Origin of the sequence: Thalassoglobus neptunius (assembly GCF_007859735.1) — a bacterium.
In the GTDB taxonomy this organism is placed as follows: domain Bacteria; phylum Planctomycetota; class Planctomycetia; order Planctomycetales; family Planctomycetaceae; genus Thalassoglobus; species Thalassoglobus neptunius.
Window position 1 is genome coordinate 68,823 of record NZ_SIHI01000001.1, and the last position, 25,925, is coordinate 94,747.

Sequence of the window (25,925 nt, forward strand, 5' to 3'; positions counted from 1 at the left end):
AGTGAGCCTGTGGAAGAGTCAACGTTGCGGTCAATCGTTCGGGCATCTTCTTCTTCGATCATCTGCGATTCGCGAAGACCGTTCCGAGCGATGCTTTATCGATCACATGTTTCCACTAGCGGATGTACAGACCGAAGCTGGGAGTTCGCACTCCAAAGCTTGGACCGTATCCGTAGCCGCGATTCGAATGACCGCGATAGTAGTCGTGATGATGGTGGTGGTGATGGCGATCACGGTTGTAGCTGTATCCGTAATAGCGGTCGTAGTTGCGATAGCTAGGACTGCGATAGTAGCCGCCTCCCCCATAAGACCGTCCATAGCCATAGCTGGGACCGTAACAGCTTCCCCCAGCCTCTGCGGTTTCAGAGAGGAACAGGCAAGACAAGCCAGCCACTGCAGCAATTGCGAGAAGTTTAGTTTTCATTCTAACGCTCCATTGTCGAAGTTCCGGACGGGAAGCCAAATCGTTTGCAGATGCATAATGCATGCTGCATTTGCCGGGGCACTCTCCTGAACTCTTCACATTCAAGGAACGCTTCGACTCCTCAAGAGAATCGCTGTAAACCAGAAGTGAAGAGGTTTCTTGAACGCGTTCGAAAATTGATCCGGACTCGATCCGCGTTTCAGGAAAACAGACGAACGAGAAGTATTCGGATCACTTCAAAAAGTGCTTCGGCAGTTTTGGCCGGTTCGAAGAAACTCAATTCGCAACTCGTGAACCGAGAACGCATTTCGCGCGAACAATTTCGTCAAGCTGTTACGAGCAATAGACTTTTGACCGATCCATGCGAAGGGGACACTGTTCGCAAAGTGTGTCATTCCCGCGACTTGCGTCGTCATGCTGATGACTCAACGACGAACAGATCGGTGCAGACCCCGCCCGCTTCTGCGACTCTCATCGTTTCAACAACACGTTCGCAACACGAACTCGCAGCTTACGTGGAGCGGTCTCCGAGAAACGCATCGATGAGCACAGCATCCGTTGTGAGTTCGATGTGTGTCGTCGATCGTTCTGCCGGAAGAAGAATCGTGTCTGCCCAGTTCATTGGATGAACGTCTTCGCTCAAAATGCGAGCTGTCCCGGAGAGAAGCGTGAGAACGTGGGCTCGATCATCACACGGGACTTCTGTTGTCGCAGGCCCGGACAAACGGTGGACCGCAAAATATTCGTTGTCGATAAGAACTTCCTGAAACGGCCCCGACTCACGCGGAGTCGTCACAAGTGGACGCACTGGCCCGAGAGAATAGTTGATTGAATCCAATGCTTGCGGGATATGCAGCTCGCGAGGTTTTCCGTCCGACCCCATCCGGTTCCAGTCGTGAAGACGATAAGTGACATCACACGACTGCTGAACTTCAGCGATGAGAACTCCTTCGCCGAGGCTGTGAACCGTTCCCGGCGGGAGAAACAGATAATCTCCCGGATGAACGTCGAAGGTGTGAAGACAGTCTGAAATCGTCTGGTTCGCGACCGCCTCTTCCAACTGGCGTCGGTCGACTCCATCTTTGAGGCCCGCACAGACCTGACTTCCCGCGACAGCGTCAAGCACGATCCAGAGTTCCGCTTTACTCTCACCACTCGCGTGCGTCGAGCTTGTCGGTCGATGTCCGGGGTGGACCTGAACGGAAAGAGGATGATTCGCATCGAGGAATTTGACGAGGATCGGGAAACGGTCTCGATCGGCGTGTCTGCCAAGGACCTGTTTTCGATGAGTGACCATCATTTGATGGAATGACTCGCCGTCGAACTCTCCGCCCTTGATCCGGCTTTCGAATTCCGGAAGGTCCGAAATTTCCCAGCTTTCAGCGTAATCGTCTCCGGAGCCGATCGGCTTTCCGAACTCAGAGCCCAGTCGACGCCCTCCCCAGACCGCTCGTTTGAAAATCGGATGAAATCGGAGAGGCTGCATTCGGTCAAGCGGTTGGTGTGTTGGGGCAGGTGGATTCGAACAGTCGCTGAGTCTCAAAAGAGTTGGTCAGCATCTGCGTGACAATTCTTCTTTAAGGCGAGACATTCCACAACCCGGAGTGCAGTTCAAATGCACGAATCCTCAAGACACTTCGGTCACGATTGAGGACTTTGATGCGAAACTCTTAGAGAGTGCGGAGGAGAGTAGCGATTGTCAGGTGGGTGAGTCCATCGAGTGACGCAAATATCAGGAAATGTCGCAACTCAAACAAGAACAGAAATGCTGTTCGGCAGAGCGATTTTCACGGGGTTTGAAGGACGTTACAATCCGGGCAAGCGACGAGTCCGCTCGTCTGAATCTCGACCGCAAGTCCCTCATCCTCCCGACACGAACGGGCAGTTTGAGAGAGACGTTGATGAGTTTGCTCGCGTGAATTCGCGAGAATTCGATTTAGAAGCCTCCAACGGAACATTGACCCATGCTGACCCAAGAAGGATGCCTGACCCGCCAAAACCGTTTGTGGGAAAGAATCCCCTCCGAAATCGACTGGCTGCTGGTCGCTGATCCCCGTCATGTTCAGTATTTGTCCAATTTCTGGGTCCAGCCACTCAGCTTTTCCGGAGGAGAACGCGGGCTGTTGCTTCTGGAACGCGGAGGCAAGACGTCGTTGATCGGTGACAATTTCGCCATTCGATCAGCCGTTCACGATCCGTACGTCGACCGGGAAGTCGTTTTTCCCTGGTACGATCACAAACATTCCGTCATCAACCGAGATCACGCGCTGCTGCAAGCTCTCACTGAAGCAACAGCCGATTTGAATTCTCAAACCGGACTCGTCGAAGCAGAGTGGCTTCCATTGGGGGCCGCTCAAGCCCTGAAGTCGACAACGTTTCTTTCGTCGGCCGAACAGGAAGCTGGGGACTCCGATTTGATTGACCTCGGGACGATCTTGCGCGATCTCCGAAGAACCAAAGAGCCGGATGAAATCGCTCTGATGGAAGAGTGCATGCGAGCTGGCGAAGCGGGACAGGCCAGACTGTTTGAAGTCGTTCGCGAAGGAGTGACGGAACTCGACGTCTATCGCGAAGTCCAGTACGCAGCGATCGAAGCCGCCAATCGTCCCGGTCTGGTGTACGGCGACTTTCGGGCCAATTTCGCATCTGAACCGAAAACCGGAGGTCTCCCCAAAGGTCCCGGACGAACTCTGGAACAAGGCGACCTCTTCGTTCTCGACTATTCAGTCGTGCTCGACGGATACCGAAGCGACTTTACGAATACCGTTTCGGTCGGCGAACCGAGCGCTGAAGTTGTTGAACTCCACAAGATCTGTCTCGCCGGGATGGCTGCGGGCGAAAACACTTTGAAAGCAGGAGCGAAAGCGAGCGATGTCCATGCTGCGGTATTCGCTCCCTACGTCGAAGCCGGTCGACAAGATTGCTTTACACATCATGCTGGGCATGGCCTCGGTCTCGCCCATCCCGAAGCTCCGATTCTCGTTCCCGACTCGACCGACACTTTGCGGGCCGGAGATGTCGTCACGCTCGAACCGGGAGTCTACGTCGAGGGAATCGGTGGGATGCGCATCGAGCACAACTATCTCATCACAGAAGAGGGATATCGTCGGCTGAGCAATCACGACATCCGACTGACCTAACGATGACTCCCGGACCGTATGACTGGATCGACGAGGAGTTGACGCGACTCGATCAGAAGACGTTGCGCCGACGTGCTCGCGAAGTGGTTCCGATCTCGGGCGGTCAATGCGAAATTGACGGAAAGCGGCTGTGGAACTTTTCGGGAAACGATTACCTCGGACTCGCGTCGCATCCCTCAGTGATCGCAGCTGCTCGTTCGGCTCTTGAAAGCGGAGTCGGGGCAAGAGCCAGCGCGCTTGTCTCTGGTCGAACGAACTGGCACGTCGAACTGGAACAAAAACTCGCTGCCTTCAAAAAAACAGAAGCAGCCATTTTGTTTCCGACCGGATTCGCCGCCAATTTTGGAGCGATCACGTCGTGCGTCGGGAATGAGGATGTCGTGTTTTGTGATCGACTGAATCACGCCAGCCTCGTTGATGGAGCCCGCCACTCGAAAGCGAAGCTGCGAATCTATCCACATCGGGATTTTGATTTTCTGCACGACGAGTTGAGGAAATCAGCGAGTTATCGCCGGAAGTTGATCATCACCGACTCTTACTTCAGCATGGACGGGGATATTGCTCCGCTCAAGGAATTGGGAGAGTTGGCGGAAACGTTCAATGCCATGCTGCTTGTTGACGAAGCACACGCGACCGGCGTCTTCGGGCCAACGGGCGGCGGACTTCTCGAAGAGGCGGAACTCAACCCCGATCGAGTCATCTGCGTGGGAACTTTGAGCAAAGCTCTCGGGAGTCAGGGAGGATTTGTCGTCGGAAGTCAGCCTCTGTGCGACTGGCTTTGGAACACTGCCCGGACCGGCATGTTCTCCACCGGACTTTCCATTCCCAATTGTGCCGGTGCCTCTGCAGCGATTGACGTTGTAATTGCGGAACCAGAACGTCGAGAGTGGGTTCTTCGAACGTCAACACACGTTCGCGAACAGCTGCGAAACATGAACTGGGATGTTCCCCAAGATGTGGTTGGTCCCATCATCCCGGTCATCGTTGGGTCAGCTGACGAAACCCTGAGACTCACTCGTTCGCTTCAGGATGAGGGTATTCTCGTTGCGGGAATTCGACCTCCCACCGTTCCGAGACAGAGCGCTCGCTTAAGAATTTCCCTCAGCTTCGATCATGGCGACGAAAGCATCGACGCACTCTTGGCTGCGTTCAGACGAATTCGACAGGACTTCGATTGAGAGAAATCGATCCTCAGCGCTGTCCACTCAATTCGGCAAAAACGCAAAGCTCCGCAGTTCTCTTCGCGAAGATCGGTCGAAGGGCCAAGCAAACGCGGAGGATGATTTCGAGCATTTTCTGTTTTCGTTTGCGCTCACTCGCACGAGCAAACTTGGCCTTTTTCCTGATGAAAAAGTTCAAGCGAGTGCACTGGAAAGAGTAACTTGCTCTAGTGCTGAGCCGCTTCTTCGGGCGCTGGATCTTGTTTGTCGTTGAAACAGCAAATCGAATCACAACAGCCAGACAGTTGCACGGAACCGCAGAGAAAGGCAATCACGGTCAAACTGGTGACGTAAACCATTTTGCCGACCATGTTGCTCACTTCGAGCCCATAAAGACGGTGCACTCCCCCATCGGGAAAGGAAACCATTGACCAGACGAGCATAGCGATCAAGCCGATCAACACGACGCCAATCATCCCACCTTTCATCAGCACGGGATACAGCCGTCGCCAGTTGACTGCACACAGCCAAAATGCGATCCACGCCAGCAGAGGAACCCAGGGAGCAACGAAAATGACGAGTGCCACCAAAAGATTGGCGACAGCAACGACAACAGCCCAAAGTGAGTGAAGAAGTTCCATGGATCGAATTCTCTACCAGATGACGTCACGCGAATTGCCCAAGAGTTACGAATTTCGATGCCGATTTCAAGCCTTCAGTCCCGTGTCGCAGCCGAATTCCTCGACTCCCAGTTTCAGGAGAGAATCGCTTCTCATCTGCCAAAATTGATGAATTGGCCGAATTTTCTCCAAATGCCGTTTCGAACACGAAAAGAACGGCGATTTCCGGAGAGTTTCGCGCCAATACCATCTGCCTGAGCGAGCATGCAGCCAAGAATGGAAACAAGAATAGAAATTGGTCTCTGAGATGATTCGATATTCAGGGGGGTTGGTTGTGATCTGTACGGTGTCTAGGATAAAACCTAATCTGAAGAGAGGCTCGATGCCCGGGTCACAAGACAAGGATTGAAAATGTCGGAAGACAATACTGTCGCCATCGAAAAACTGAGTTCGGCCTATCGAGCGATTCGGGAACAGATGGCGAAGGTCATCGTCGGTCAAGATGAAGTCATCGACCAACTCCTCATCGCATTGTTCAGCCGAGGGCATTGCCTGTTGGAAGGAGTTCCCGGGCTGGCCAAGACGCTGATGATCAACACTCTTTCTCAGTGCTTGTCATTGAGCTTCAGTCGGATTCAGTTCACCCCCGACCTGATGCCTGCCGACATCACCGGAACGGATGTCCTCTCGACCGACAAAGAAACGGGCGAGCGGCAGTTCCAGTTCATTCAGGGACCGATCTTTCACAACGTCGTTCTGGCGGACGAAATTAACCGAACCCCACCCAAGACCCAAGCTGCATTGCTCGAAGCAATGCAGGAGCGACAGGTGACCGTCGGTCAAATTCGCCATCAACTTGTCGCCCCGTTCTTTGTGCTCGCAACGCAGAATCCCATTGAGCAGGAAGGGACCTATCAACTCCCGGAAGCTCAACAGGACCGATTCATGTTCAAGGTGTTCGTCGATTATCCAACCTTCGACGAAGAAAAGCTGATCGCCAAAGCGACGACTGGAAACAAAAAGAGTTCCCTCGAACAGGTTCTCTGCCAGGAAGAAATTCTCGAACTTCAGGAAGTCGTCCGGGAAGTTCCGATTACCGATCACCTCGTGGACTACGCTCTGGCACTGGTTCGACAGACTCGAATCGGCCAGGAAGGTGTGCCGGACTTCGTGAACGAATGGATCAGCTGGGGAGCCGGTCCGCGTGCTGTGCAGTATCTCATCCTCGGAGCGAAAGCGAGAGCCCTCCTGAACGGCAGAAGCCATGTTTCCGCCGAAGACATTCAAGCATTGGCCGCACCTGTGTTGCGTCACCGCATCGTGACAAACTTCTCCGCCGAGAGCGAAGGGATCACGACTGATACGGTGATCAAACGACTTGTCGAAGAAACACCTTCTCGCGAAGGGGAACTCACAAGCGACCCACGTTTGAGTAAAATCTTCGCATCTCCTGCGACTGCCTGAGTCAAAGTCTTTCCCGGCGTCCGCTTATCGAGGAACGTGCGGTCTGCCCCAAATCGATTGACGCATGAACGAGAGGTTCGGTCTTGGCAAAAAGTTTTGATGATCAACTGCCCCCGGAAGCCATCTCTCGAATTTCGCGACTCGAGATCCAAGCGCGTCAGGTCGTGGAAGGGTTCTTGAGCGGTCAGCACAGAAGTCCGTATTTCGGACAATCGATCGAGTTCGTTCAGCATCGCGAATACGTTGCCGGTGACGACATTCGCCGAGTCGACTGGAAAGTCTGGTCAAAAACAGACAAGTACTACATCAAGCAATACGAAGAAGAGACCAACCTGCGAACGTCGATTCTCGTCGACGCGAGCGAGTCGATGCAGTTCGGCTCCGGGGATTCGACAAAGTTTGACTATGCCTCAACGGTCGCTGCAGCGTTGACCTACTTATTGCTGCGGCAGCAGGATGCAGTCAGCCTTTCCATCTTTGACGAAGAGATTCGCACACGTACCCCGTCAAGAAGCCAGCAAACCCACCTGGGGGCAATCCTCTCTGTGCTAGCTGTGCAGAACCCGTCACAAAAGACGGACATGTCACAGATTTTACGGGCCGTCGCGGACGAAAAGTCTCAGCGAGGGATGGTGGTCGCAATCTCGGACTTGTTTGTCCCTCCCGATGACCTCTTCAAGGGGCTGCGAATGCTCCGAAAGCGAGGCCATGACGTCTTGCTGTTCCACATTCTGGATGATCAGGAACTCGACTTCGACTTCTCTGGAACAACACGATTTGAAGGGCTTGAAGAGTCGGGTTCACTGACGTGCGATCCGAAATCTCTTCGTGAAGGATATCAGAATGCCCTCCAGGAATTTCTCGAGGAACTGCGGACTCGCTGCGCTCGCAACGTGATCGATTACCAAACGATTCGAACAAGCGAACCGATCGATGCGGTCCTTCGGCACTACATGAACCATCGCGTCGGCTTACGCGGATCGTTGCGGCAGTAGAAAATCGTCTTCGCCTTGCCTGACTGCGAAGAACTGTCTCATCGTTTCGGGAAGAAATGCCTGCGCAGGATCCCATAAATTTCTGCGTTTGGGTCCACAAGAATGGGCATTGATCGTTAAAGTGACGGAGTCATTGTTACCACGCTGGTCGATCATCTTTGGTTTCGTTTCACTCGCTTGAGAAAACGAAACCAAGAGTCCAGCGATCGCTGATTTTCCGAGGAAGCGGTATGTCTCGTTGCTCAGTCCTGCTCAGTGTTTTCACCGTTTTCGTCGCGACGTCCGCGCTCCCGGCGGCAAGTGTTCTTGTCGAGGCGGAGAGCTTCGACGAACCGGGTGGATGGAAACTCGATACACAATTCATTCGGGAAATGGGGTCGCCGTATCTCCTCGCTCACGGTTTAGGACGGCCAGTCAGCGACGCAAAAACGACCATCACCGTTCCTGAAACCGGAACTTATCACGTTCATGTCCGAACGAAAGACTGGGTGGCGAGATGGAATGCTGAAGGCGCTCCCGGACGGTTTCAGGTGTTGATTAACGGAGAGACTCTCGACGTCGATTTCGGATCGACCGGAGCCGAATGGTTCTGGCAACCCGGCGGAACCGTTGAACTGGAGAAAGGCGAAGTGACACTTACTCTTCGCGATCTCACCGGTTTCGACGGTCGCTGTGACGCGATCTACCTGTCGACTGAGGACAACGACACACCTCCCAATTCGGGGAGAATTCTCTCCGAGTGGCGACGCGAACAACTCAATTTGCCGAACGAACCGATTGTCGAATCGGGATACGATCTCGTTGTCATCGGTGGAGGCTATTCCGGAATGGGAGCTGCCATCTCCGCAGCCCGCTCCGGATGTCGCGTCGCATTGATTCAGGATCGCCCGGTGCTGGGTGGGAATGGATCGAGTGAAGTTCGCGTCTGGGCGATGGGGAACATTCGTCGCGGCAAGTATCCACGAATCGGTGAAATCGTCGAAGAATTCGCCGACAAAGCAACGAAGTCTCCCGGCACCTTCGAAGAGTTCGAAGATGCAAAGAAAGAAGCCCTTGTTCGGGCGGAGTCGAACATCGACCTGTTCCTGAATCATCATGCTTATCAAGTCGAAACGGATGGTGATCATCTGACCGCTGTCTATGCTTTCGACACTCGAACAAGCGCTGATCGTCGGTTTGAAGGAACTCTCTTCTGCGACGCAACCGGTCACGGGACAATTGGATTTTTGGCTGGCGCCGACTGGGATATGGAAAACGCGGGTCGGATGGGCATGAGTAACATGTGGGCCTGGGCGGAAGCGGATGAGAAGGTCAACTTTCCCGAAACGCCTTGGGCACTCGATCTGACGATGAAAGACTTTCCTTATCCGCGAGATCATCATGGTCAATGGTTCTGGGAAAGCGGATTCGACAAAGATGCACTGGGCGACGCCGAAGCGATTCGCGACTGGAATCTGCGGGCTGTCTACGGTGCTTTCAACGCAATGAAGAATCGCGACGGAGCCAGCAAGCACGAAACAGCTTACCTGACATGGATGGCATACATCGGGGGGCCGCGTGAGTCGCGGCGTCTCATGGGGGATGTCATTCTCACCGCAGACGACATCACCGCCAAGAAAGACTTTCCCGACGGATGTGTTCCGAGTACCTGGTCGATCGATTTACACTACCCCAAGCAGCAGTACGCGAAGAAGTATCCTGAGAACCCGTTTATTTCCGTTGCGGAACATGATCGATCAGTCGACCGAAATTACGGCTACCCCGTTCCTTACCGGTGTTTTTACTCACGCAACATCGACAATCTCTTCATGGCGGGGCGTTGTATCAGCGTCACTCACGAGGCACTCGGCACAGTTCGAGTCATGAAAACTTGTGGCATGATGGGTGAAGTGGTCGGCAAGGCCGCTTCGATCTGTGTTCTGAGAGACTGCTTTCCTCGCGATGTCTATGAGCGCTACTGGTCAGATCTCGACGTACTTCTGAAACTTCCCGGAAAAGCCTACCGACAGGATGTCGAAGGCGTATTTACGATCCCGGATGATGCCCTCCCACTGGCTGGTCCATTGGGACCTCCCAGCGGAATCGATCCGGCCAAACTGGAAGGTATCGTCATTGATGACCGAGATGCCCTCAAGACAGGTCACTGGACGGAAGGGACCGGCCTCAAACCGTATATCGCTTTCGGTTATGCTTATTCCACAGATCCGAAAGCGTCGCTGACGTATCGAGCCACTGCTCCCAAGTCGGGTGAGTACGAAGTTCGTCTCGCCTATCAACCTCATGAAAATCGAGGGGCTGAAGTTCCCGTGACGATTCATTCGCCAGCTTCGACTCAGTCCATTCAGGTGAACATGCAGAAACCGGCGCCGCACGACCACGGTTTCATTTCGATCGGAAATGTCCGACTCAAAGAGGGCGAAGAAATTTCAGTCGTTCTTCGAACCACTGGAGCGGGAGGAAATGTTCACGGAGATGCTGTGCAACTGATTCTCACTGATTGATCCATTTCGGCATTCGGTAGACCACCCACAGACTGCCTCATCCGAAGCATTTGCACATTCGAAACTCTCCCCGAGTCTTCACCCGGTCCCCTGGAAGGTTTTTCTAAGAACTTCCTTACAATCTGCGAAATTTGCTCAAGAAACGGCTTTCGGCTGATCTTGCCTTGATCGGACGAATTGTTTTATAAGCTTGAGGTCTCACAGCCATACACTTCATCAAGACGAGCTGCTGCAGCTCCGTCCGCGGTGTTCTACCGCAAGATTTTGACTCCCAACTCTCGCCTCTCCGTTTGCCCCTCGATACGAGCGACAATCATGTTGCGTTTCCTGATCATGTGCTCCGTTCTCTCTCTGGCGGTCTCTCAGAGTACCTTCGCAGCGCAGAAATTCCCCTACGAAGCGACAGTCGTAAGCGACAAAGTCGAGGTTCGGTGCGGGCCCGGAACAAATTTCTACCCAACAGGTTACGTGAATCAGCAGGACTCGGTGACTGTTTACAGACACGATCACGGAGGCTGGTTTATGATCTCTCCCCCCAAAGGGAGTTTCAGCTGGATCGATGCCGCTCTCGTGGAACAGGATCGCCCGGATCATGGAATTATCCGTGTTGAACCAGTCGACGGACGAGTCGCTCGAGCCATGGTCCGAATCGGTAGTTCGCTCAGCGACGATCACTCCTATTATGGACGAGAGTTGTCCAACGGGGACGAAGTGACCATCCTCGGCGAAAAAATGCTGGCAACCCAAAGAGGGTCGGTCCGGATGTTCAAAATCCGTCCGCCTCATCAGGAGTTCCGCTGGATCAAGGGAGAATATGTCGTCCCTGCCGATCAGCGAGCACAGAAAGAACTCGCACACGATCCCTATCAAATTCCCGTCGAGCACCGAGTTGCGGTCATTGAGAAACGAATCGAAGAAGAAGAACTCGCTCAGAAAATGGCTGAGAGAGAGCGTGCCTACCGAAAGGCCTTATACGACAAACTGGATGAAATCGATCGACGTTACGCAGAAATGATGGAACTCGATCCCGGTCGATGGAACCTCGACGTTATCGAATGTGACTATCGCCAACTGGCCGAAAGAACAGACGAAACGGTTTCTGCACTTGTGGACAAACGCCTGGCTGTCATTGAAAGACGTCGGGGAATTTTGGCCCAGTACCAGAATTTTGTCCGCGTCTCCGCAGAAACATCGCGGCGAGACGAACAACTCGCTGCGGTTCAACTCGGTTACGAACACACCGGTCAACAAATGACGTCGAACCTGTCACATCAACGTGGTGTTCAGTCAGCGGCTCGCGAACCTGACGGCGTTCATCCAAGGTTGAACGGTGCGGGAATTGTGCAACCTTTGAACGGATCCGTGGGCGGACCATCGTATGCGTTGGTCGCTCCAAACGGAAAACTGCTCGCCTACCTTGAACTCGGCCCGACTGTTCAAATCCAGCAGTGGGTCGGAAAGCCCTCCGGGATCGTGGGACAAAGACAATTCGACCCTCAATACGGAACCGATGTGATTAAGGTGCAACGAGTCGTTCCCGTCCGATTGACACAATAGTCCACTCTTGTCGTCTCTTTCCTTCTTCGGTTCGGATGAGATTTACGCTCCCGACACGAGAAGGGTTTCGAGACCGCGATTGATCTCTCCCCGGCTGAGGACAAAATCACAGCCCGCAGAACGAGCGGCCGCAAGACGATCCGTCTGAACATGCGGACCGAAGGCGACGATCTTTGCCGAAGTCGCATTCCGAAGCGCTGCCAAATCAACTCCTGAGAGCTCAAGATCCACCACGACCCAGCGGATCTGCTGAGACCCAAGCTCTTTCATTGCACTCGTCTGGCCGAGGCACGTTCGCGGAACGCACCCCGCCCGTTGTGCCGCTCCGTTCAACTGGCTGGAGAACATCAAATCGTTACACAGGATCAGTGTGTCGGGAGCGGGCTTCTCAGACATGGCAATTCTTGGAGTTAATAAACAGGACAGCGATTCTCATTGAACCGCATTCTTATGGATGCGAACGACTTCTCACACGGTCAAACGTCATTCGGAACAAAGATCTCCGGCTGATCGGCTGACCGAACAAGTCTTACTCCCGGTCCACGGAGATCGACTCAGCGTAATCGAGTTCACCGGTTCGACCGTCGTAGTATTGAAAGATTACTTGCGGATGCGGATAAGCGACCCATCGTTCGTCGCCCAACTTCTGCGGTATATTGAAGACGTTGTTGATTTGCACAACACAGTATTTCGGATAGAGACGTTCCAGACGATCGAGATCCGGAAGAATATAGCTGCTCCATCGGATATCGCATTCACGCGGACCAAACTTAAACTTCCCAGTCGCTGGACGATTACTTTCATCGAGCTCTGGAACATGATTCACGCTGTTGTGTGGACCGCAACAAAATTCCCAGATGTCGTCGGTAATCTTGATAGCGAAGCTGTTGTGCAGATCCCCCGTCATCACAAACACTTTCTTGCCAAGCTTCTCCCATTCGCTGATCAGCAACTCTCGCTCATCGAAGAAACCGGTCCATGCTTCCTCTTTGTTTTCTGCATCAAACTCAAAGCCCCCTGCCCCGGAGTGCGGAATCATAAATGGAACTGTGGACACGACAAAGAAAAAGTCCGCGTCACTCTCTTTCATTGACTTTAGCAGCCACTCACGTTGAGCCTTACCCAACATCGAAACACCGGGCTTATCTCGTTCGCGAATGTCGTGCATATCGCGATCGCCTCTTGTATCGAGAATAAAGAATTCACAATTCGAAACTCTCAGTTTCCCGAAACTCCGACGGCCAATCGAATAGCTAATGTCATCATCATCGACTTTAGCAGGCATGTGAAGTTTCAAGGTATGAGCGTCCACGACTTCGATGATGTCGTAGACATACGAGTTCTGATGCCCTTCGTCATTGTCGTACTGAAGATCATTCACGCCCGCTTCCGGTGTCCCCCAATGGACATGCAAGGTCAACATCTCATCGACAGGAACCTTGGTGAAATCAGCCTGAGGATCGACCAGCAAATCGCTTCCCGCTTTCATGCTGGCTTTTCCGTAGTGGATCGGATGTTCGAATTCCATGGGATTCGCCCAACCGAGATAATCAAACCATGCTTGAGTCCCGATATCTCGAAACACCGTCCGGCGATGCCGTTTCCCTGCTTCGGCTGAACCCCAGATATCGTTCACTAACTCGTGATCGTCGAATGTAAACATGCTCGGCACCTGGCGATGCCATTTCGCGAGTTCAACTCCGCGATCAAGATAAAGCTTGTAATTCTCCCAAACCCCGACAATCGTCGGCATAATTTCAACAGTCAGGGGATAGTCATCAACACCCTGAGTTAACCGCCAAGCTTCCGGAGGAAATTCGCGAAGTTCTTCGTAGAGCCAGTCTCCGTTCATAATATGAAAGTTGATTTTATCTGCCCAGTCTTCGTTTAGGTGTTCATAAGTTATCGCACGATGTCCCGAACCATGAAGAGGGTTTTGATTCGCACATGAGCCGATCTGAAACCGAAAGTTAAAGAGACCTTCGGGATTATATTTCTCGTTGTAAGTATCTTCCGATTGCGGCAGCGTCAGAAACGATCCCGGCCACCCATGCGGACGCCCATTCACCCAAATCTGATAGTAGTAGCGAGTGTTCGACTTGAGGTTCTTGAGCTGAGCAACTCCCGTATTGTCACGTTCAATGAGCGTTTCGGCAGGCTCACTGACCTGATCAAGAACATCTGGTTCAACACCAAAATGCACTTCGAATTCCCCCGGGTCGGACGTACGTCCCCAGACAGACATCGAAGTCGCTTCCGGCTTGCCGAGCATGGGACCATGCGTCAAACGAATCGGGTCGCGTTCGGCAATCGCTACCGAACTCATCAAACTCATACCGATGGCAACGACTGCAAATAGAGCAGTCGAACGCTTTGTGCTGATGCAGGAATTGGTCAAACGCATACTTCTTCCTTGTCCAGATGTAAATGTCATAGTCTCGTTTGTACTTGTCACGAACGGACTTGTAAATTCAACCGAAGCCGCCGCCGCTCGATCAAAGAACCGGTCCTAACATGGCGATGGTATTATTCCAGAGACGCCGCTTCATCGACCAGTTCGCAACTGCTTCACGTGTCACTTCATGAGAATGGCCGAGGTAACTCGATTGCCGCTTACGCATCTCAGCTGTCATATCGGAATCGTGGATGAGAATATTATTCTCGTAATTCAACTCGAAGCTCCTTCGGTCCATATTCGCCGAGCCAATGAGTGTAACGATCCCATCTAGAGTTAAAGACTTTGTGTGAAGAAGTCCTCCTTCGTACTCAAAGATCTTAACGCCTGCCTCGAGAAGTTCTGCGTAATAGCTGTGACTTGCCGCCTCCACAATCCAGGAGTCGTTTCGGGCAGGAAAAACAATCGTCGTGTCAACGCCTCGTCGAGCACTGGAACACAACGCCGTTTGCATTGCTTCATCAGGAACATAATAGGGAGTCGTCATCACAAGTTCCCGCTCAGCGGAATACATGAGTGATTCGAACACTTCAGGCATCGCCGAGTGGCGGACTGTTGGCCCGGTTCCGATCACTTGCGCCTCGAAACCGGATTGAGATTCCGGAAGAGGAGCACGCAGAATGTCAGAAAGATCCTCGTCGACCTGTTCCATCCAGTCGCAGGCAAAGAGGTACTGATTCTGACGGACGATCGGCCCCTCAAACCTCATCACGGCATCAACCCACGGGGCGAATTTGGCTTTGACCCGGAACTCGGGGTCAGCGCAGTTTTGACTTCCGCAATACGTAATCGAATTGTCAATGACGACGATCTTTCTGTGATTTCTCAGATCGATCCGGCCTCGAAGTGGTCTAAGCAACGGGTTACCAATGGGAAGAGCCGTTGCCAGATGGACACCAGCTTTTCGCATTTCTTTCCAGTGACGGGAATCGATCAGCGATCGCGAACCAAGCCCATCAGCCATCGCACGACAAACCACTCCTCGGCCCGCAACTTGCTTGAGGGCTTCAATCACCTTCACGCCATTCCCGTCCGTCAGCCAGATATAAAAAGCGATGTGCACATGCTCTTTCGCTGCATGAATATCCTCGACGAGGGACTCGATCGTCGCATTCGAATCAGGAAGCAAACGGGCCTGATTCCCAGCGACCGGCTCGAACCCATTCACCGACCTTCCGACCTTGAAGAGTTGATTGACACGCGGCGGAATCTCAGCGTCGGGCTCTGGCGACAGGGCTCCGGGAATGTCGCTGAGCGGAGGAAGTTCTGTCAGGATCTTTCTGGCTCGCTTTGCTCGTTCATGTCCGATATTGGTTTCCCCGAAGAGCAGATAGGCAAGAATTCCAAAAAACGGAAGCACCATAATCACGACAATCCAGGCCACGCGAGAAGCTGGTTCGCGATGCGGTCTCAGCAACGCTCTTCCGACAAAGAAGAGATGCAGGAGAAAAACGAGAAGCGTCCAGAGGGCAGTGAGAAGCGATGAAAATGTCATTGAGTTGGATCAAGGTTGTGACGACACGAACAAGAAACACAAATCCTGAGGACCGGAAACCTCTATGGGTGAGGCGAGATGATAGGCCATGACCGAAGGTCCTGACGAGCCTGCGACGGAATCCTTTATTCTCGATCTCCCAGGAACAACGCTGCTCAGCTTGTGACTCGACAGACGCATTGCCACTCCTACCACTGGCCATCGCTCAGGATGTCGTTTGGAATCCATCGATCCCCAGTAGCAAGAGCGTCAAGAATTCGACAGTGATCACACCTTCTGATTTCCGACACGTTGACCGTAAGCCCTCGCAACGGGATTCGCGGACAGTCCGTGCAACACGATACTCAACACAACTGTCCAGGCGGCCGTTGAAACAACCACTTCCCCGCCCGGAATCTCTGCATCAGCAACCATGACTGCAAACACGATGCTTGCCAACCCACGCGGTCCAAACCATCCGAGAAACAAGCGCGTATCAAGTCTGAGCTGCAATCCGACCACACTTAAAAAGACCGGAAGAATACGAACAACGGTGAGGCTCCCAATCGCGTAGACGAAGACCTGCCACGACAGCCCGTCAAACGGAAATCCAAACAGCAATGTTCCGAACAAAAACCAGGTGATCAACGCGAGAGCATCTCCAGTCCCTTCGGCAGCTTCGAGCAAAGCCTGCTTGTGTGATCGCGTCAATGCTCCAAATGTCATTCCGCCGACGAAACTCGCGATGAACCCGCTTCCTCCCAGCCATTGAGCCGACGCAAAACAAAGCAACGCCAGTGCAACGACGGGAATCTGCATCCACGACCCCTCAGTCAGGTTCCGTTTCTGACTGAACTGGACAGCGTGACTTCCCAGAAAACCGAGGCCCAGCCCGATCGCTCCGCCAATTCCAATGGCTTTCAACGCCAGCAGTGCCCCGTCGCTCAGAACACTCCAGCCATCCGTCTCGCCGGCAGCCATCGACAAGAACAACAACAGAACCGGGACACAAATCCCGTCATTCAGTCCACTTTCGACGTTCAAACTCTCGCGAACAGCTTCCGGGACCTTGGGATTGGTCACCACTGCCTGACCAAGTGCTGCATCGGTCGGCGCCAACATCGTCGCGAGCAATGCCAGCGAGAAAAAACCTGAGTTCGGAAACAGAAGGACTGCCAGCCCGAATCCGCACAAAATCGTCAACGGGAGCCCGATGAGTAACAAGCGCGCTGGAATGAATTCGAATCGCCTCAAGACGCTGAGATTCGAAGTGGCCGAGTCCGTGAACAACACCACCGCCAGGGTGATCTCTGCCAGCCATCGCATCCCCTGGCTGCCGAAGTTGAATTCCACAAACCCGAATCCATCCGGCCCAAGCAGCAGCCCGATGGTGACATAAACCAGAGCACCGTTTACCGGTGTTCGCTCTGCACGTGTGGCGACCAGGCTATAAGCGAACGCAAACGCAGCCGATACCATCAGGACTTGGTATTCGTTCATGACTTTGACAGTCTTTCCAAGGCGATCCGCCTGGCGATTCCACGACGAAGGAAATTTCGAACGTCCTCCGGCGAAACGTCACACTGAATAAATTCACACTTCAGAAAGATACCGTGACTGGAACGCGATACCAAACGACGCGCGGCCACTCTGCTTCGAACTCACCGATCCTGAGACATCTCGTCACGCTCGCGGAATCGAATCCTCGCCTTCAAATGCAGCATAAACCATTGCCGTCTCCCACCGAATTACCACTGGAAAAATGCCAATAAAGAAGCACCGCAGGAAGAGGGTTCCTGCGGTGCTTCAACAGAGCTCAAAGCTGATTCGCGGTAAGTGCGCGGGTGCTTACACTTCCCAATAGTGTGGGGCTTCGAAGTGGGCATGGGTCGCCGTTTCCCATTGCGAATCGGCCATGTTTGGCCAATTGTCCTTATCGAACCCGCGAGATTCTTCGAACACGTCCTTCGAAGCATTCAGCCGCATGCACTCGTCTTGCGTGTCGAGTTCCAGTGCAGTCATCGGAATCGCGAACAATTTGTTCCCGAACCCCAGAAAACCGCCTGATGACATCACAACGTAAGCCACTCGACCGGTCGAGCAGTCAATCATGATCTCATGGACAGTCCCAAGAGTTTCGTCTTGACGATTCTTGATGTCGTCCCCAATCACTGATGAACCGGACATTGGTTGGCGTGCAAGAGTGGTAGCCATTCATTTCTCCCTTTTAAGTAGTAGAGGTTTTCGACCAGGAAGAACGTCCATTTCTTCCACCACTCCATCACGTTGCACATCCCGTGCCACCTACACATCGCCACTCAGAACCGGTTATAGAGCCAAACAATCTACAGAGGCTTCGACGACGAACTTGAATGAGTTCCCATCGTTCAACCTGCGCCGCAGGACACCATCGGTACCCGATTCCTATTTACAACGAAGCGATATCACTGTTCTGCATCCCTGAACCATAGTACTTTCTATATTTAGACTTACGTTTGCATTGTTGAAAACATCTCTGGAATCTGAGATGAGAATGCGCTAAAATCTGGTGATGAGTGATTCCCCACGAACGAATGTGTTGTTGGAAGTGGCAAAGCTGTCGCTTCGGATTGGACGCAAGTATGTCGAGCCGTATTCGCATGCGAAGAGAATCATTTCGATCATCTCCCACTGAAGGTCAGTCAGGTCACTTGGGTACGCTTTTCGAATCGCCTCGGACACCGTGCACTCCTTTGCGTTGATGAACCGCAAAGTGTGAACAAAACCAGACTTTCACAAAACCTCAGTTTCCGGATAGCCTCTTAGCTTTAGTCTCGCCACCGGACTCATAGAATCCTTCTCGAGTGTTTAACTCGATCACTTCCGCCAACTTCTTACGGATCGATTTCTGCTCTGCACTCAGCGATTTCATCGGCAACGGGGACCGCTCTTCATCGTCTTCAAGAGTATTAAAGAATCCTCCATTGCGATAAAGCCGGTACTCGTGTGCTCGAGCTGACTCTCCAGCAGAATGCTTCTTTCCTCCTTTGGTCGGGACTCCGTTTCGAAAGTACCAACAGTAAACCCAGGAGCGCGGATTCCCAACTTCCCCTTGAAGCTGCGGCCAGAAACTTTGACCATCAACCGCGACAGATTCAGGAACCGGACTCTCCGTCACATCCGCCAGAGTCGGCAGGAAATCAGAGAAGTCAATGAGATCGGTATTCACTCTTCCGGGTTGAATCCGCCCGGGCCAGTTCACGATCAGCGGCACGTGAGTCCCATGATCGGTCATGTAACTCTTTCCGCCTCGCCAATCCTTTCCACGAAGCTGAGAGACGATCGACTCATACGTTCCGTTATCGCCCGTAAAGAGGATGAGCGTTTCATCACGGACGTCGAGTTCGTCGAGAGTGGCAACGATCTTCCCAACCATTTTGTCCGCATACGTGACCATATCAGAGAAGAACTTTTGAGACTTCTTCGGTGCCCCGGTTTCCGAAGCGTCGTCGACTCGTGCCGTCGGATCCCACTCCTCGGAATCAGGAGTCGGCTCGAACGGCCAATGAGGAAGAATCATCGGATAATAAACGAAGAATCTTTCGTCTTCTGAAACTTGGCGGCGAATAAAATCACACGCATAGTCACTGACGATATCGGGACCGTACTGGCCTTCCTTAAAGTCCTTCTCTTCGTGATCAATCTCAAGGCCCGGATTCGGATAACGATTCGGTCGGCGTGTCACCTGCCAGAGACAATATTCGTCGAAACCAAAATGATTTGGACCTTCAAACCCGCCCCCCAACTGCCATTTGCCGACGATACACGTTCGATATCCGTTGTCTTGAAGCAGATTTCCGAATGTATAAATACTCGGATCGAGTAAACCAAACTCAACGTAATTCCGACTGTTATAAATCCCGGACATAATTTGAACTCGCGACGGAGTACAAATTGGCTGGCTGTAGCAGTTCTCGAATCGCATTCCGTCAGCAGCGAGTTGATCCAGAGTCGGTGTGTTGTAGCTTGCTCCGCCGTTCGCCCCGACGCATTCGAATCCCATATCATCCGCCATGATGAGAATGATGTTTGGGCGGGTGGGTTGATCGGCTTGAAGTGTTGGCGTATAAAGGAGTTGTGGAATGACAGTAGTGGCAAGCAAAAATGCCAGTGTAGTTATTCTGTGTAGTAAATGACGTGGGAATGATCGGCGGCAACCGACCTGCGTGTTGGCAAGGAATTGAAACATGGTCTCTTTCTATCAATCAATGCGCGTGCTGCGCTATTCACGAACTCGTGCTCCGCCACTCGTTGGAGTGCGCAAAGAAAAAACCAAGGGACCACGGGCGGCAACCCGTATTGCGGCCCCTTGGCGGCAAGGAACCGAAAACGGTTCCTCAGGTATTCTCACTTCTTTCAGTCAAAAGTTCAATTCCCAGCGGCAACTGGGGCAACCTCCGAAAGGAACACTTTCAAAATGGCAAGGAAACGAAAACAGCGTCGCCAGCAGCACGGGTCTGCCTGGCGTTGGAAGCAGACGGACTGCTGGTACTTCACCGAATCTGGGACCAAGAAACGTGTGGCACTCTTTGATGAAGATGGGAAGCGGATTCGCGGCAAAGAAAACAAAGAGGCTGCAAAGCTCGCCCTCGCTCGGATCAAACTCGTGGACGAACTCAATCCGACACCAACGGTCCACAATCAGAAATGGACTGTCGCACGCGTGTTCGAGGTCTACCTTGAAGATTTGCACAAGACTGCAAATCCGGAGTGGTCGAAGCAAGTTCAGAATTGACTCAACGACCTCTGTGCATATTGCGGCGCCTTGTCAGTCGATGAATTCAAGAAGAAGCACCTTCGCAACTGGATTCAAAAGAAGACCACTTGGAACCACAACACTCAACGGAATGTCATCGCGTCGGTGAAAGCGGCCTTCAACTTTTGCTGCAAGTTTGATGACCTCGAAGCGAATCCCGTGGCTGGGTACGAAAAGCCGACGGCAACACCGAGAATCGTCGCCTTTACGCCAGAGGAAGAAAAGCGGCTCTACGAAGGAGCCAACGAAGCCTTTGGCCAGTTCATCAAGGCTTGCATACTGACTGGTGCCCGACCGTATTCCGAGCTAGCGAAGATCACCGCCGATCACGTCGTCGAGACGCCCCAGGGAATGTATTATCTTCTGAAGGCTCGTTCCGCTGATGGGAAGTCTGGCCACAAGACCGGAAAGAAGACGGGAAAAGATCGACGCATCATGCTCTGCGAAGAGATGGAGTTGATGACTCGCAAGCTAATGCTGACTGCTCCCAGGGGATCGGGCATTCCGCTGTTTCGATCGACACATGCCAAGCAATGGAAACGTTGCAACTGCGTGCAACATTTTTGTGTGCTCCGGAAAAAGATCGGACTTGCCAAAGAGAAGAGCCTGTATGCAGCGCGTCACACCTTCGCGAAGCGAACGCTCTCGGGATATTACACGGGCAAGCCGGTTTCGATCGAGGTGTTGGCAGGATTAATGGGAAACACCCCATCCGTGGCCTGGCGGCATTACGCTCAGTGGGCAGATGAGTACAATAGTCCGCTATGGGAAGCCTTGGGCAAAAAACCATTAAAGAGAAAAGTTGGATGAGCGTTCGTTGCTAAACTGAAGGGTTTTTTGCGTCATGTATGGTGCAGGCAATCGGCTTAGCATTTGAAAGACAAGAGACCCGCTTCAGGATCATATCTGAAGCGGGTCCTGTTCTTCGCATTGCCGTGCGGAAGAACCTGCCGCCAAGGGCTTCGTTGTTCAAAGAGCTTCCTCAGTCATCCGGTCGACCGAGTTTGGCCGTGATGTGTTGGAATGGAGCAGCATTCTTTTTAGGAATTTGTCGTCTGCGTTGAGGCTTCGGCTGTGACTTCATCAAAGACAACAGTCGACAGATCTCTGTCTCATCAATGCGAATTCGGCCCTGACCTTTGTGGCCGCCTTGGTAGTACTCGACCGTCACTGCCTCGCCACGAATCTCAAATTCGCCAACGTCGGATTGTCCCAGCCAGTCATAGAGCGTTAGGACACTGATCCCGAGCGCATCGGCGGCTTGTTGTGACGTGAGCAGGTTCATCGGTTCGACGATTCGATCATGGAATTGCAGTCTCCAACCCATCCGCTGGAGCATCAATGATCGAATTCTGAACTTCAGTAATCGCAAACCGATCGCATGCTGCGATTGCTCAAATTTTCCCTGAGTTTGGCCGATACTGCCATATTTAGGCTTCTCCAAAGATGTATCACATCCAATAATTCAAGTGACCCAGCGCACGTGTCGCTGGTGAGCAGCTCAAGAACAAGGAGAAGACAAGGTGAATTGAAATGTCGACTTTGGTAACAGGCAGCAAAGAACACGCGATTGCAGAGTTCCAACGGCTTCGAAAATATCTGCTGGGTTCCGACGCCCTGAAGAAACTTTGGTTGAAACTGTCTCCGACAGAGCAAGCGAAATTGGGCGGCAGTCTGAGGGTCGCCCATCACCAAATTGGTACTGCCATTCCGGTTTGGTTTCACCTTCATCCCACGAATACTCAAACTCGAACCGTGGTCGAGTTGGCTGTCAAACTCTTTTCGTACCCGATCGACGAAGCAGAATGGCTTTTGAGAGAGCTTGGCGAATTGCCAACGGACGAAGAAGAGGCTCAGAGGGTTGCGATTGAGCGCGGCGATCTCGTGATTTTACGAACAAGCCAATCGGTGTTTTTAGATCGTGAGTTGCAACCAATTGAGTGGGGGCGAAAGTATATGATCTGGGATTTTTTCTTAACGTCCTGTGAACGCGCAAAGGCTGGACAATTGATCGACAGGTCCTGTTTCGGAGATCGAGTTTATCAAAACGTTGTCTCTGATCGCCTCAATAAGCTCGGGGATGTTCCAGGGTTTCCCGATGAGCTGATAATGCGATATGAGGAAGCAGGACTCCAAACACAACGGTTCAACTATCCCGCTCATCGGATCCACATCTTCGACGACTAAACTGAAGCCCGTTTTGCGGCAAGTGCTTATGGGGAGTGTTTAGCACTTTCCACTATTTCCCCATGCGTCAGCGCCCACCAATTTCGGTGGGCGTTTTGCGTTTCTGTGTGACCTGTTGCTAAATCGAAGACCGTTTTACGGCAAGTAACTTGCAGGCGGTTTTAGCATTTGGCCGACGACGCGATCCGGCCAAGTTCCATCTTCAGCGAACAAATCGCAGCCTGCGACCGTGTTGCGATTCCTCTTCCGAATACTGCCCGCTGTTTTATGTTTGCTGTGCGCGGATGACGAGTCGTTTCGTTTACCAGCTCGCACGGCACATTGCCTAAAGGAGGCTCATGATGAATTCGCAGATTCCAGAAGCGGGACGTATCAACGCAGAACTGACCCGCGATACACATCAATGGTGGATGGAGGCGGCTGAGAGTGCCGACATCGACTTGACAGACTTCAATCCGAGGGCACCACTTCAAGAGCGGCTCGCATGGGCATTCTGTAATCAACTTGAGATTGGAACGGTCTACACGCGTTACAGCACGAAGTTTCAGCATAGTACCGCTGATCAATTGAAGACCAACGTGGAGCACGCGGCAGCGAAGTGCATTTACTGCCCTCCCGATTATGTTTGCATAGATGAAGGGCAACGAGGATTCAAAGCCCGCCGCAATGGTCTGAACCGCATGCTCGCCATTCTTCGGCAGCATTTGGCAACGGTACTCATTGTGTTCAAAGCGTCTCGACTATATCGCCAGGCCTATCGTGGATATCAACTCATCCAGCAGGAGGTCGTCGAAGAAGGCCTGCGAGCCATCTCGGTAACGCAACAGATCGATACGAAGCTCGATAGTAAGCAATGGAAGATGCTGTTTCAGGTCCATGGGATTGCTGACGAAATGATGATCGAAGCAACCTCAGACTTTGTCCGTTCTGGTCTTAGAGGACTATTCGCTCGTGGCTACACGGTCGGCGCGATTCCGGTTGGATATCGTCGTAAAGAAATCCCCGAAGCCCCAGCGACCAACCGTGGTCTGCCGAGGACGGCTCCAGAGATAGATCCAGAGGTTGGCCCGAAAATCAAAGAGCACTTTGAGATGATTCGCGATGGTCTGCCAATTCGTCAGGGGTGGTTGAAGTGGGTCGAAGAACGCTTACCTAACGATCCCCGTTCGACCAGTCCGCACATGACTTATGTGGGCTATCGGAACATGCTTGAACGCGAGGCCTATCGTGGCTACTGGGAATTCGGACGAAACCGCAATCAGTACTCGACGAAGAAGGACTACACTTGCTGTGTTGAAAACAAATCACAGGTTTTGATCGTGGGCTAACGCCTCAGGGCGTAGGCGAGGACTTTGAGGGCGGCTTCGACGAACAGGGCTTTCTCGCTTCTGGCTGAGAGTGCGGCACCTGTGGTTCGCTTCAATCCGCTCATGAATGATTCCACAAGCCAGCGTCTGCCGTATCCTTTTGTTTCGAGTTCTGTCCTGGTCATCTGTGAGCGGTACTCGCCATTCAGCTTACCGTCGCTGCGATGAACAGCTGGATTGATGATGCTTTCGGTTCGCTACTCTTCGCGACAAAAACGATGAACCCATTCGGCGTCGTACCCTGCGTCGGCAAAGAGTCGTGTCGGTGTCGACGAGTTCGACGCCTTCGCCAAGACTTCACCAGCTTCGGACTTGTCGTTGCTTGGTCCCCAGCTGATTGCTAATCCACTGGGCAAGAGCGAACCCGCCAACACGCAGACCGATACTTTGATAAATTTCTTGCGTTGTTTCCCACTACGAGTTTTGTAATGAGCACTCGCTGAGGTCGTTTCGAGTCCGGTGGAATCGATCGCTGCTTCTTCGTCATCCTGACTGAACTGCTGGACGATTTCGAAAATCATCGCGTCCACGATGTCCAACACTCCGCTGCGATCAGCGAACTTCTTCAGCGTCGAATAATGCGGAATCCGCCGCAGTCCGAGGGCTTTTCGGAGGCCGTCGGAAACCTCCAAAATTTCGACAACGCCGCGATAGGTCGTTTTGAGATAGGCTCGCAAAACCAGACACGTGATGAGTTGTTCCTGCGTGAACTTCTTGGGACTCTTCGCATGCGAATACGGCTCGACATACTTGCGTCCAATCCGAAGCGACAGCTTTGCCACTTCCAACAACACATTCGTTCGTGGGGAATCACTCATCACCAGATTTTAGCGCATTCTCATCTCAGATTCCAGAGATGTTTTCAACAATGCAGACTACACTCAACAGATTGAGCAGCCCGACTCAGAGGTCGACATGAGGCAGTGCGAAGAACTGCGGATTATCGGCGATGACTTGTTCTACGAGGTGCAGGAAAAACTCGATAGCCTCAAGCAAGGACCGCGTGGTCCGCGCAAGACCAAGGATGCTCACCTCTGGGACCTTGTCACCAATCTGTTTTATTGTGCCCATTGCGGCGAGCGTTTTTATGTAGCCGGCGCGGGCGGCAAAGGGATGCGGTGCAAGAACGGCGATTTTTGTCCCTGCAAATCGACGGTTCGCCGCGAGGAGGCGATCAAAGCGATCTGCAAAAGACTGCAAGAACTCATCGCCCAGGATGCGACACTCATCGAGCAAGTCATTCTCGAAGCCCAACAGCTTGATGCTCGGGGTGACCATCAGTTAGAAGCTGAGATCGAAACGAGCCAGCGTAAACTGGCGTCGTTCGAACGCAAGTTGAGTGATTACCTCGATCTGGCCGGGCAAGGGAGCGATGAAGATCGTGAGGAGATGAAGACTCGGATTCGTAGTGTCCGGATCGAACGGAATGCCGCACGAGTCGAGTTGAATCGCCTGCATCAAGCTCTCTCACACGCCACTTCAGTGATCAGCGAAGATGAGATCCGAGACTCGCTGACGCACCTTTCGAGTTTATTACGGGAAGGTGCTGCCGGGACTCTCGGTGAGGATGCTGTCTATGAGGCTGTGGAGGCGTTTCGGTTACTCGTTGGTGGACGGATTGACGTCCATGTTGAACAACGAGTCGGTCGAAAACGGACCTGTAGACATCGGTCAGAAAACGTAGCGCTCGACGGAGAGGGTGTGACGGAATAAAAGCGTAGCGCCCAGATGATCACTTGTTGTCAGGTGTTCAGACTTTTGGTTTTCACCATTTGTTTGAACTGAT

The 25,925-nt window shown here is 52.6% G+C and carries 24 protein-coding genes; 11 read left to right on the plus strand and 13 right to left on the minus strand.

The window, feature by feature from the left end; translation table 11 throughout:
* Positions 1 to 115: 115 nt before the first annotated feature.
* Complete coding sequence (locus tag KOR42_RS00280; RefSeq protein WP_146506636.1) at positions 116 to 424, minus strand: hypothetical protein; 309 nt, start codon at positions 422 to 424, stop codon at positions 116 to 118.
* 511 nt (positions 425 to 935) lie between these two features.
* Positions 936 to 1,910, minus strand: coding sequence for a type I phosphomannose isomerase catalytic subunit (locus tag KOR42_RS00285; RefSeq protein ID WP_146506637.1), 975 nt, complete (start codon positions 1,908 to 1,910; stop codon positions 936 to 938).
* Between the two features lie 478 nt (positions 1,911 to 2,388).
* On the opposite strand from KOR42_RS00285, the gene KOR42_RS00290 reads away from it, so the two are divergent.
* Positions 2,389 to 3,564, plus strand: a complete 1,176-nt coding sequence (locus KOR42_RS00290) for a M24 family metallopeptidase (RefSeq protein ID WP_146506638.1) — start codon at positions 2,389 to 2,391, stop codon at positions 3,562 to 3,564.
* Positions 3,565 to 3,566: 2 nt separating this feature from the next.
* Positions 3,567 to 4,742: an aminotransferase class I/II-fold pyridoxal phosphate-dependent enzyme gene (locus tag KOR42_RS00295; RefSeq protein ID WP_146506639.1), complete on the plus strand. Its 1,176-nt coding sequence runs from the start codon at positions 3,567 to 3,569 to the stop codon at positions 4,740 to 4,742.
* Positions 4,743 to 4,951: 209 nt separating this feature from the next.
* Here the strand turns inward: KOR42_RS00295 and KOR42_RS00300 are convergent, their stop codons facing one another.
* Positions 4,952 to 5,365, minus strand: coding sequence for a hypothetical protein (locus tag KOR42_RS00300; RefSeq protein ID WP_146506640.1), 414 nt, complete (start codon positions 5,363 to 5,365; stop codon positions 4,952 to 4,954).
* 390 nt (positions 5,366 to 5,755) lie between these two features.
* Between KOR42_RS00300 and KOR42_RS00305 the strand changes: the two genes are divergently transcribed.
* The 4 genes from KOR42_RS00305 to KOR42_RS00320 all read left to right on the plus strand — a co-directional run bounded on the left by KOR42_RS00305 (position 5,756) and on the right by KOR42_RS00320 (position 11,861).
* Positions 5,756 to 6,808, plus strand: coding sequence for an AAA family ATPase (locus KOR42_RS00305; protein WP_146506641.1), 1,053 nt, complete (start codon positions 5,756 to 5,758; stop codon positions 6,806 to 6,808).
* Positions 6,809 to 6,891: 83 nt separating this feature from the next.
* Positions 6,892 to 7,803, plus strand: coding sequence for a DUF58 domain-containing protein (locus KOR42_RS00310; RefSeq protein ID WP_231740534.1), 912 nt, complete (start codon positions 6,892 to 6,894; stop codon positions 7,801 to 7,803).
* A gap of 230 nt (positions 7,804 to 8,033) precedes the next feature.
* A complete protein-coding gene (locus KOR42_RS00315) occupies positions 8,034 to 10,304 on the plus strand; it encodes an FAD-dependent oxidoreductase (RefSeq protein ID WP_146506642.1) in 2,271 nt (756 codons plus the stop codon).
* 315 nt (positions 10,305 to 10,619) lie between these two features.
* Positions 10,620 to 11,861 (plus strand): SH3 domain-containing protein, encoded by a 1,242-nt coding sequence (locus KOR42_RS00320; RefSeq protein WP_146506643.1) that lies wholly within the window; start codon positions 10,620 to 10,622, stop codon positions 11,859 to 11,861.
* Positions 11,862 to 11,903: 42 nt separating this feature from the next.
* Here KOR42_RS00320 and KOR42_RS00325 read toward each other — a convergent pair whose 3' ends face one another.
* From KOR42_RS00325 to KOR42_RS00355, 7 genes are all read right to left on the minus strand, one after another.
* Complete coding sequence (locus tag KOR42_RS00325) at positions 11,904 to 12,257, minus strand: hypothetical protein (protein WP_146506644.1); 354 nt, start codon at positions 12,255 to 12,257, stop codon at positions 11,904 to 11,906.
* 133 nt (positions 12,258 to 12,390) lie between these two features.
* The gene (locus KOR42_RS00330) at positions 12,391 to 14,196 is read right to left on the minus strand and encodes an alkaline phosphatase D family protein (protein WP_390620858.1); all 1,806 of its coding nucleotides are present in this window, start codon (positions 14,194 to 14,196) and stop codon (positions 12,391 to 12,393) included.
* A gap of 160 nt (positions 14,197 to 14,356) precedes the next feature.
* A complete protein-coding gene (gene cls / locus KOR42_RS00335; RefSeq protein ID WP_146506646.1) occupies positions 14,357 to 15,811 on the minus strand; it encodes a cardiolipin synthase in 1,455 nt (484 codons plus the stop codon).
* 267 nt (positions 15,812 to 16,078) lie between these two features.
* Positions 16,079 to 17,290, minus strand: coding sequence for a cation:proton antiporter (locus tag KOR42_RS00340; protein WP_146506647.1), 1,212 nt, complete (start codon positions 17,288 to 17,290; stop codon positions 16,079 to 16,081).
* Positions 17,291 to 17,638: 348 nt separating this feature from the next.
* Entirely contained in the window at positions 17,639 to 18,004 is a 366-nt protein-coding gene (locus KOR42_RS00345; RefSeq protein WP_146506648.1) for a PRC-barrel domain-containing protein, read from the minus strand.
* 324 nt (positions 18,005 to 18,328) lie between these two features.
* A complete protein-coding gene (locus KOR42_RS00350; RefSeq protein ID WP_146506649.1) occupies positions 18,329 to 18,511 on the minus strand; it encodes a hypothetical protein in 183 nt (60 codons plus the stop codon).
* Positions 18,512 to 18,572: 61 nt separating this feature from the next.
* Entirely contained in the window at positions 18,573 to 19,931 is a 1,359-nt protein-coding gene (locus tag KOR42_RS00355) for a sulfatase-like hydrolase/transferase (RefSeq protein ID WP_231740538.1), read from the minus strand.
* 315 nt (positions 19,932 to 20,246) lie between these two features.
* Here KOR42_RS00355 and KOR42_RS26375 point away from each other — a divergent pair, with 315 nt between their 5' ends.
* Positions 20,247 to 20,564: a hypothetical protein gene (locus tag KOR42_RS26375; protein WP_197440724.1), complete on the plus strand. Its 318-nt coding sequence runs from the start codon at positions 20,247 to 20,249 to the stop codon at positions 20,562 to 20,564.
* A 30-nt stretch (positions 20,565 to 20,594) separates the two neighbouring features.
* Positions 20,595 to 21,395: a tyrosine-type recombinase/integrase gene (locus KOR42_RS00360; protein ID WP_197440725.1), complete on the plus strand. Its 801-nt coding sequence runs from the start codon at positions 20,595 to 20,597 to the stop codon at positions 21,393 to 21,395.
* Between the two features lie 172 nt (positions 21,396 to 21,567).
* Here KOR42_RS00360 and KOR42_RS00365 read toward each other — a convergent pair whose 3' ends face one another.
* Positions 21,568 to 21,912, minus strand: a complete 345-nt coding sequence (locus tag KOR42_RS00365) for a helix-turn-helix domain-containing protein (RefSeq protein ID WP_231740541.1) — start codon at positions 21,910 to 21,912, stop codon at positions 21,568 to 21,570.
* A 206-nt stretch (positions 21,913 to 22,118) separates the two neighbouring features.
* On the opposite strand from KOR42_RS00365, the gene KOR42_RS00370 reads away from it, so the two are divergent.
* Both KOR42_RS00370 and KOR42_RS00375 read left to right on the plus strand, forming a co-directional pair.
* Positions 22,119 to 22,772: a hypothetical protein gene (locus KOR42_RS00370; RefSeq protein ID WP_146506651.1), complete on the plus strand. Its 654-nt coding sequence runs from the start codon at positions 22,119 to 22,121 to the stop codon at positions 22,770 to 22,772.
* Positions 22,773 to 23,110: 338 nt separating this feature from the next.
* A complete protein-coding gene (locus KOR42_RS00375; protein WP_231740544.1) occupies positions 23,111 to 24,100 on the plus strand; it encodes a recombinase family protein in 990 nt (329 codons plus the stop codon).
* Here KOR42_RS00375 and KOR42_RS00380 read toward each other — a convergent pair.
* Positions 24,097 to 24,264 (minus strand): transposase, encoded by a 168-nt coding sequence (locus KOR42_RS00380; RefSeq protein ID WP_146506652.1) that lies wholly within the window; start codon positions 24,262 to 24,264, stop codon positions 24,097 to 24,099. The genes KOR42_RS00375 and KOR42_RS00380 overlap by 4 nt on opposite strands.
* Positions 24,265 to 24,336: 72 nt before the next feature.
* Entirely contained in the window at positions 24,337 to 24,957 is a 621-nt protein-coding gene (locus tag KOR42_RS00385; RefSeq protein ID WP_146506653.1) for a transposase, read from the minus strand.
* Positions 24,958 to 25,054: 97 nt separating this feature from the next.
* Between KOR42_RS00385 and KOR42_RS00390 the strand changes: the two genes are divergently transcribed.
* Positions 25,055 to 25,852 (plus strand): hypothetical protein, encoded by a 798-nt coding sequence (locus KOR42_RS00390; RefSeq protein ID WP_146506654.1) that lies wholly within the window; start codon positions 25,055 to 25,057, stop codon positions 25,850 to 25,852.
* The last annotated feature ends 73 nt before the right edge of the window (positions 25,853 to 25,925 follow it).

What these genes read in the sequence shown, in the direction of transcription:
- KOR42_RS00280 (WP_146506636.1), bottom strand. Translation starts at nt 424, where the DNA reads ATGAAAACTAAACTTCTCGCAATTGCTGCAGTGGCTGGCTTGTCTTGC.
- KOR42_RS00285 (WP_146506637.1), bottom strand. Translation starts at nt 1,910, where the DNA reads ATGCAGCCTCTCCGATTTCATCCGATTTTCAAACGAGCGGTCTGGGGA.
- KOR42_RS00290 (WP_146506638.1), top strand. Translation starts at nt 2,389, where the DNA reads ATGCTGACCCAAGAAGGATGCCTGACCCGCCAAAACCGTTTGTGGGAA.
- KOR42_RS00295 (WP_146506639.1), top strand. Translation starts at nt 3,567, where the DNA reads ATGACTCCCGGACCGTATGACTGGATCGACGAGGAGTTGACGCGACTC.
- KOR42_RS00300 (WP_146506640.1), bottom strand. Translation starts at nt 5,365, where the DNA reads ATGGAACTTCTTCACTCACTTTGGGCTGTTGTCGTTGCTGTCGCCAAT.
- KOR42_RS00305 (WP_146506641.1), top strand. Translation starts at nt 5,756, where the DNA reads ATGTCGGAAGACAATACTGTCGCCATCGAAAAACTGAGTTCGGCCTAT.
- KOR42_RS00315 (WP_146506642.1), top strand. Translation starts at nt 8,034, where the DNA reads ATGTCTCGTTGCTCAGTCCTGCTCAGTGTTTTCACCGTTTTCGTCGCG.
- KOR42_RS00320 (WP_146506643.1), top strand. Translation starts at nt 10,620, where the DNA reads ATGTTGCGTTTCCTGATCATGTGCTCCGTTCTCTCTCTGGCGGTCTCT.
- KOR42_RS00325 (WP_146506644.1), bottom strand. Translation starts at nt 12,257, where the DNA reads ATGTCTGAGAAGCCCGCTCCCGACACACTGATCCTGTGTAACGATTTG.
- KOR42_RS00330 (WP_390620858.1), bottom strand. Translation starts at nt 14,196, where the DNA reads ATGAGTTTGATGAGTTCGGTAGCGATTGCCGAACGCGACCCGATTCGT.
- cls (WP_146506646.1), bottom strand. Translation starts at nt 15,811, where the DNA reads ATGACATTTTCATCGCTTCTCACTGCCCTCTGGACGCTTCTCGTTTTT.
- KOR42_RS00340 (WP_146506647.1), bottom strand. Translation starts at nt 17,290, where the DNA reads ATGAACGAATACCAAGTCCTGATGGTATCGGCTGCGTTTGCGTTCGCT.
- KOR42_RS00345 (WP_146506648.1), bottom strand. Translation starts at nt 18,004, where the DNA reads ATGGCTACCACTCTTGCACGCCAACCAATGTCCGGTTCATCAGTGATT.
- KOR42_RS26375 (WP_197440724.1), top strand. Translation starts at nt 20,247, where the DNA reads ATGGCAAGGAAACGAAAACAGCGTCGCCAGCAGCACGGGTCTGCCTGG.
- KOR42_RS00365 (WP_231740541.1), bottom strand. Translation starts at nt 21,912, where the DNA reads ATGGGTTGGAGACTGCAATTCCATGATCGAATCGTCGAACCGATGAAC.
- KOR42_RS00370 (WP_146506651.1), top strand. Translation starts at nt 22,119, where the DNA reads ATGTCGACTTTGGTAACAGGCAGCAAAGAACACGCGATTGCAGAGTTC.
- KOR42_RS00375 (WP_231740544.1), top strand. Translation starts at nt 23,111, where the DNA reads ATGATGAATTCGCAGATTCCAGAAGCGGGACGTATCAACGCAGAACTG.
- KOR42_RS00380 (WP_146506652.1), bottom strand. Translation starts at nt 24,264, where the DNA reads ATGACCAGGACAGAACTCGAAACAAAAGGATACGGCAGACGCTGGCTT.
- KOR42_RS00385 (WP_146506653.1), bottom strand. Translation starts at nt 24,957, where the DNA reads ATGAGTGATTCCCCACGAACGAATGTGTTGTTGGAAGTGGCAAAGCTG.
- KOR42_RS00390 (WP_146506654.1), top strand. Translation starts at nt 25,055, where the DNA reads ATGAGGCAGTGCGAAGAACTGCGGATTATCGGCGATGACTTGTTCTAC.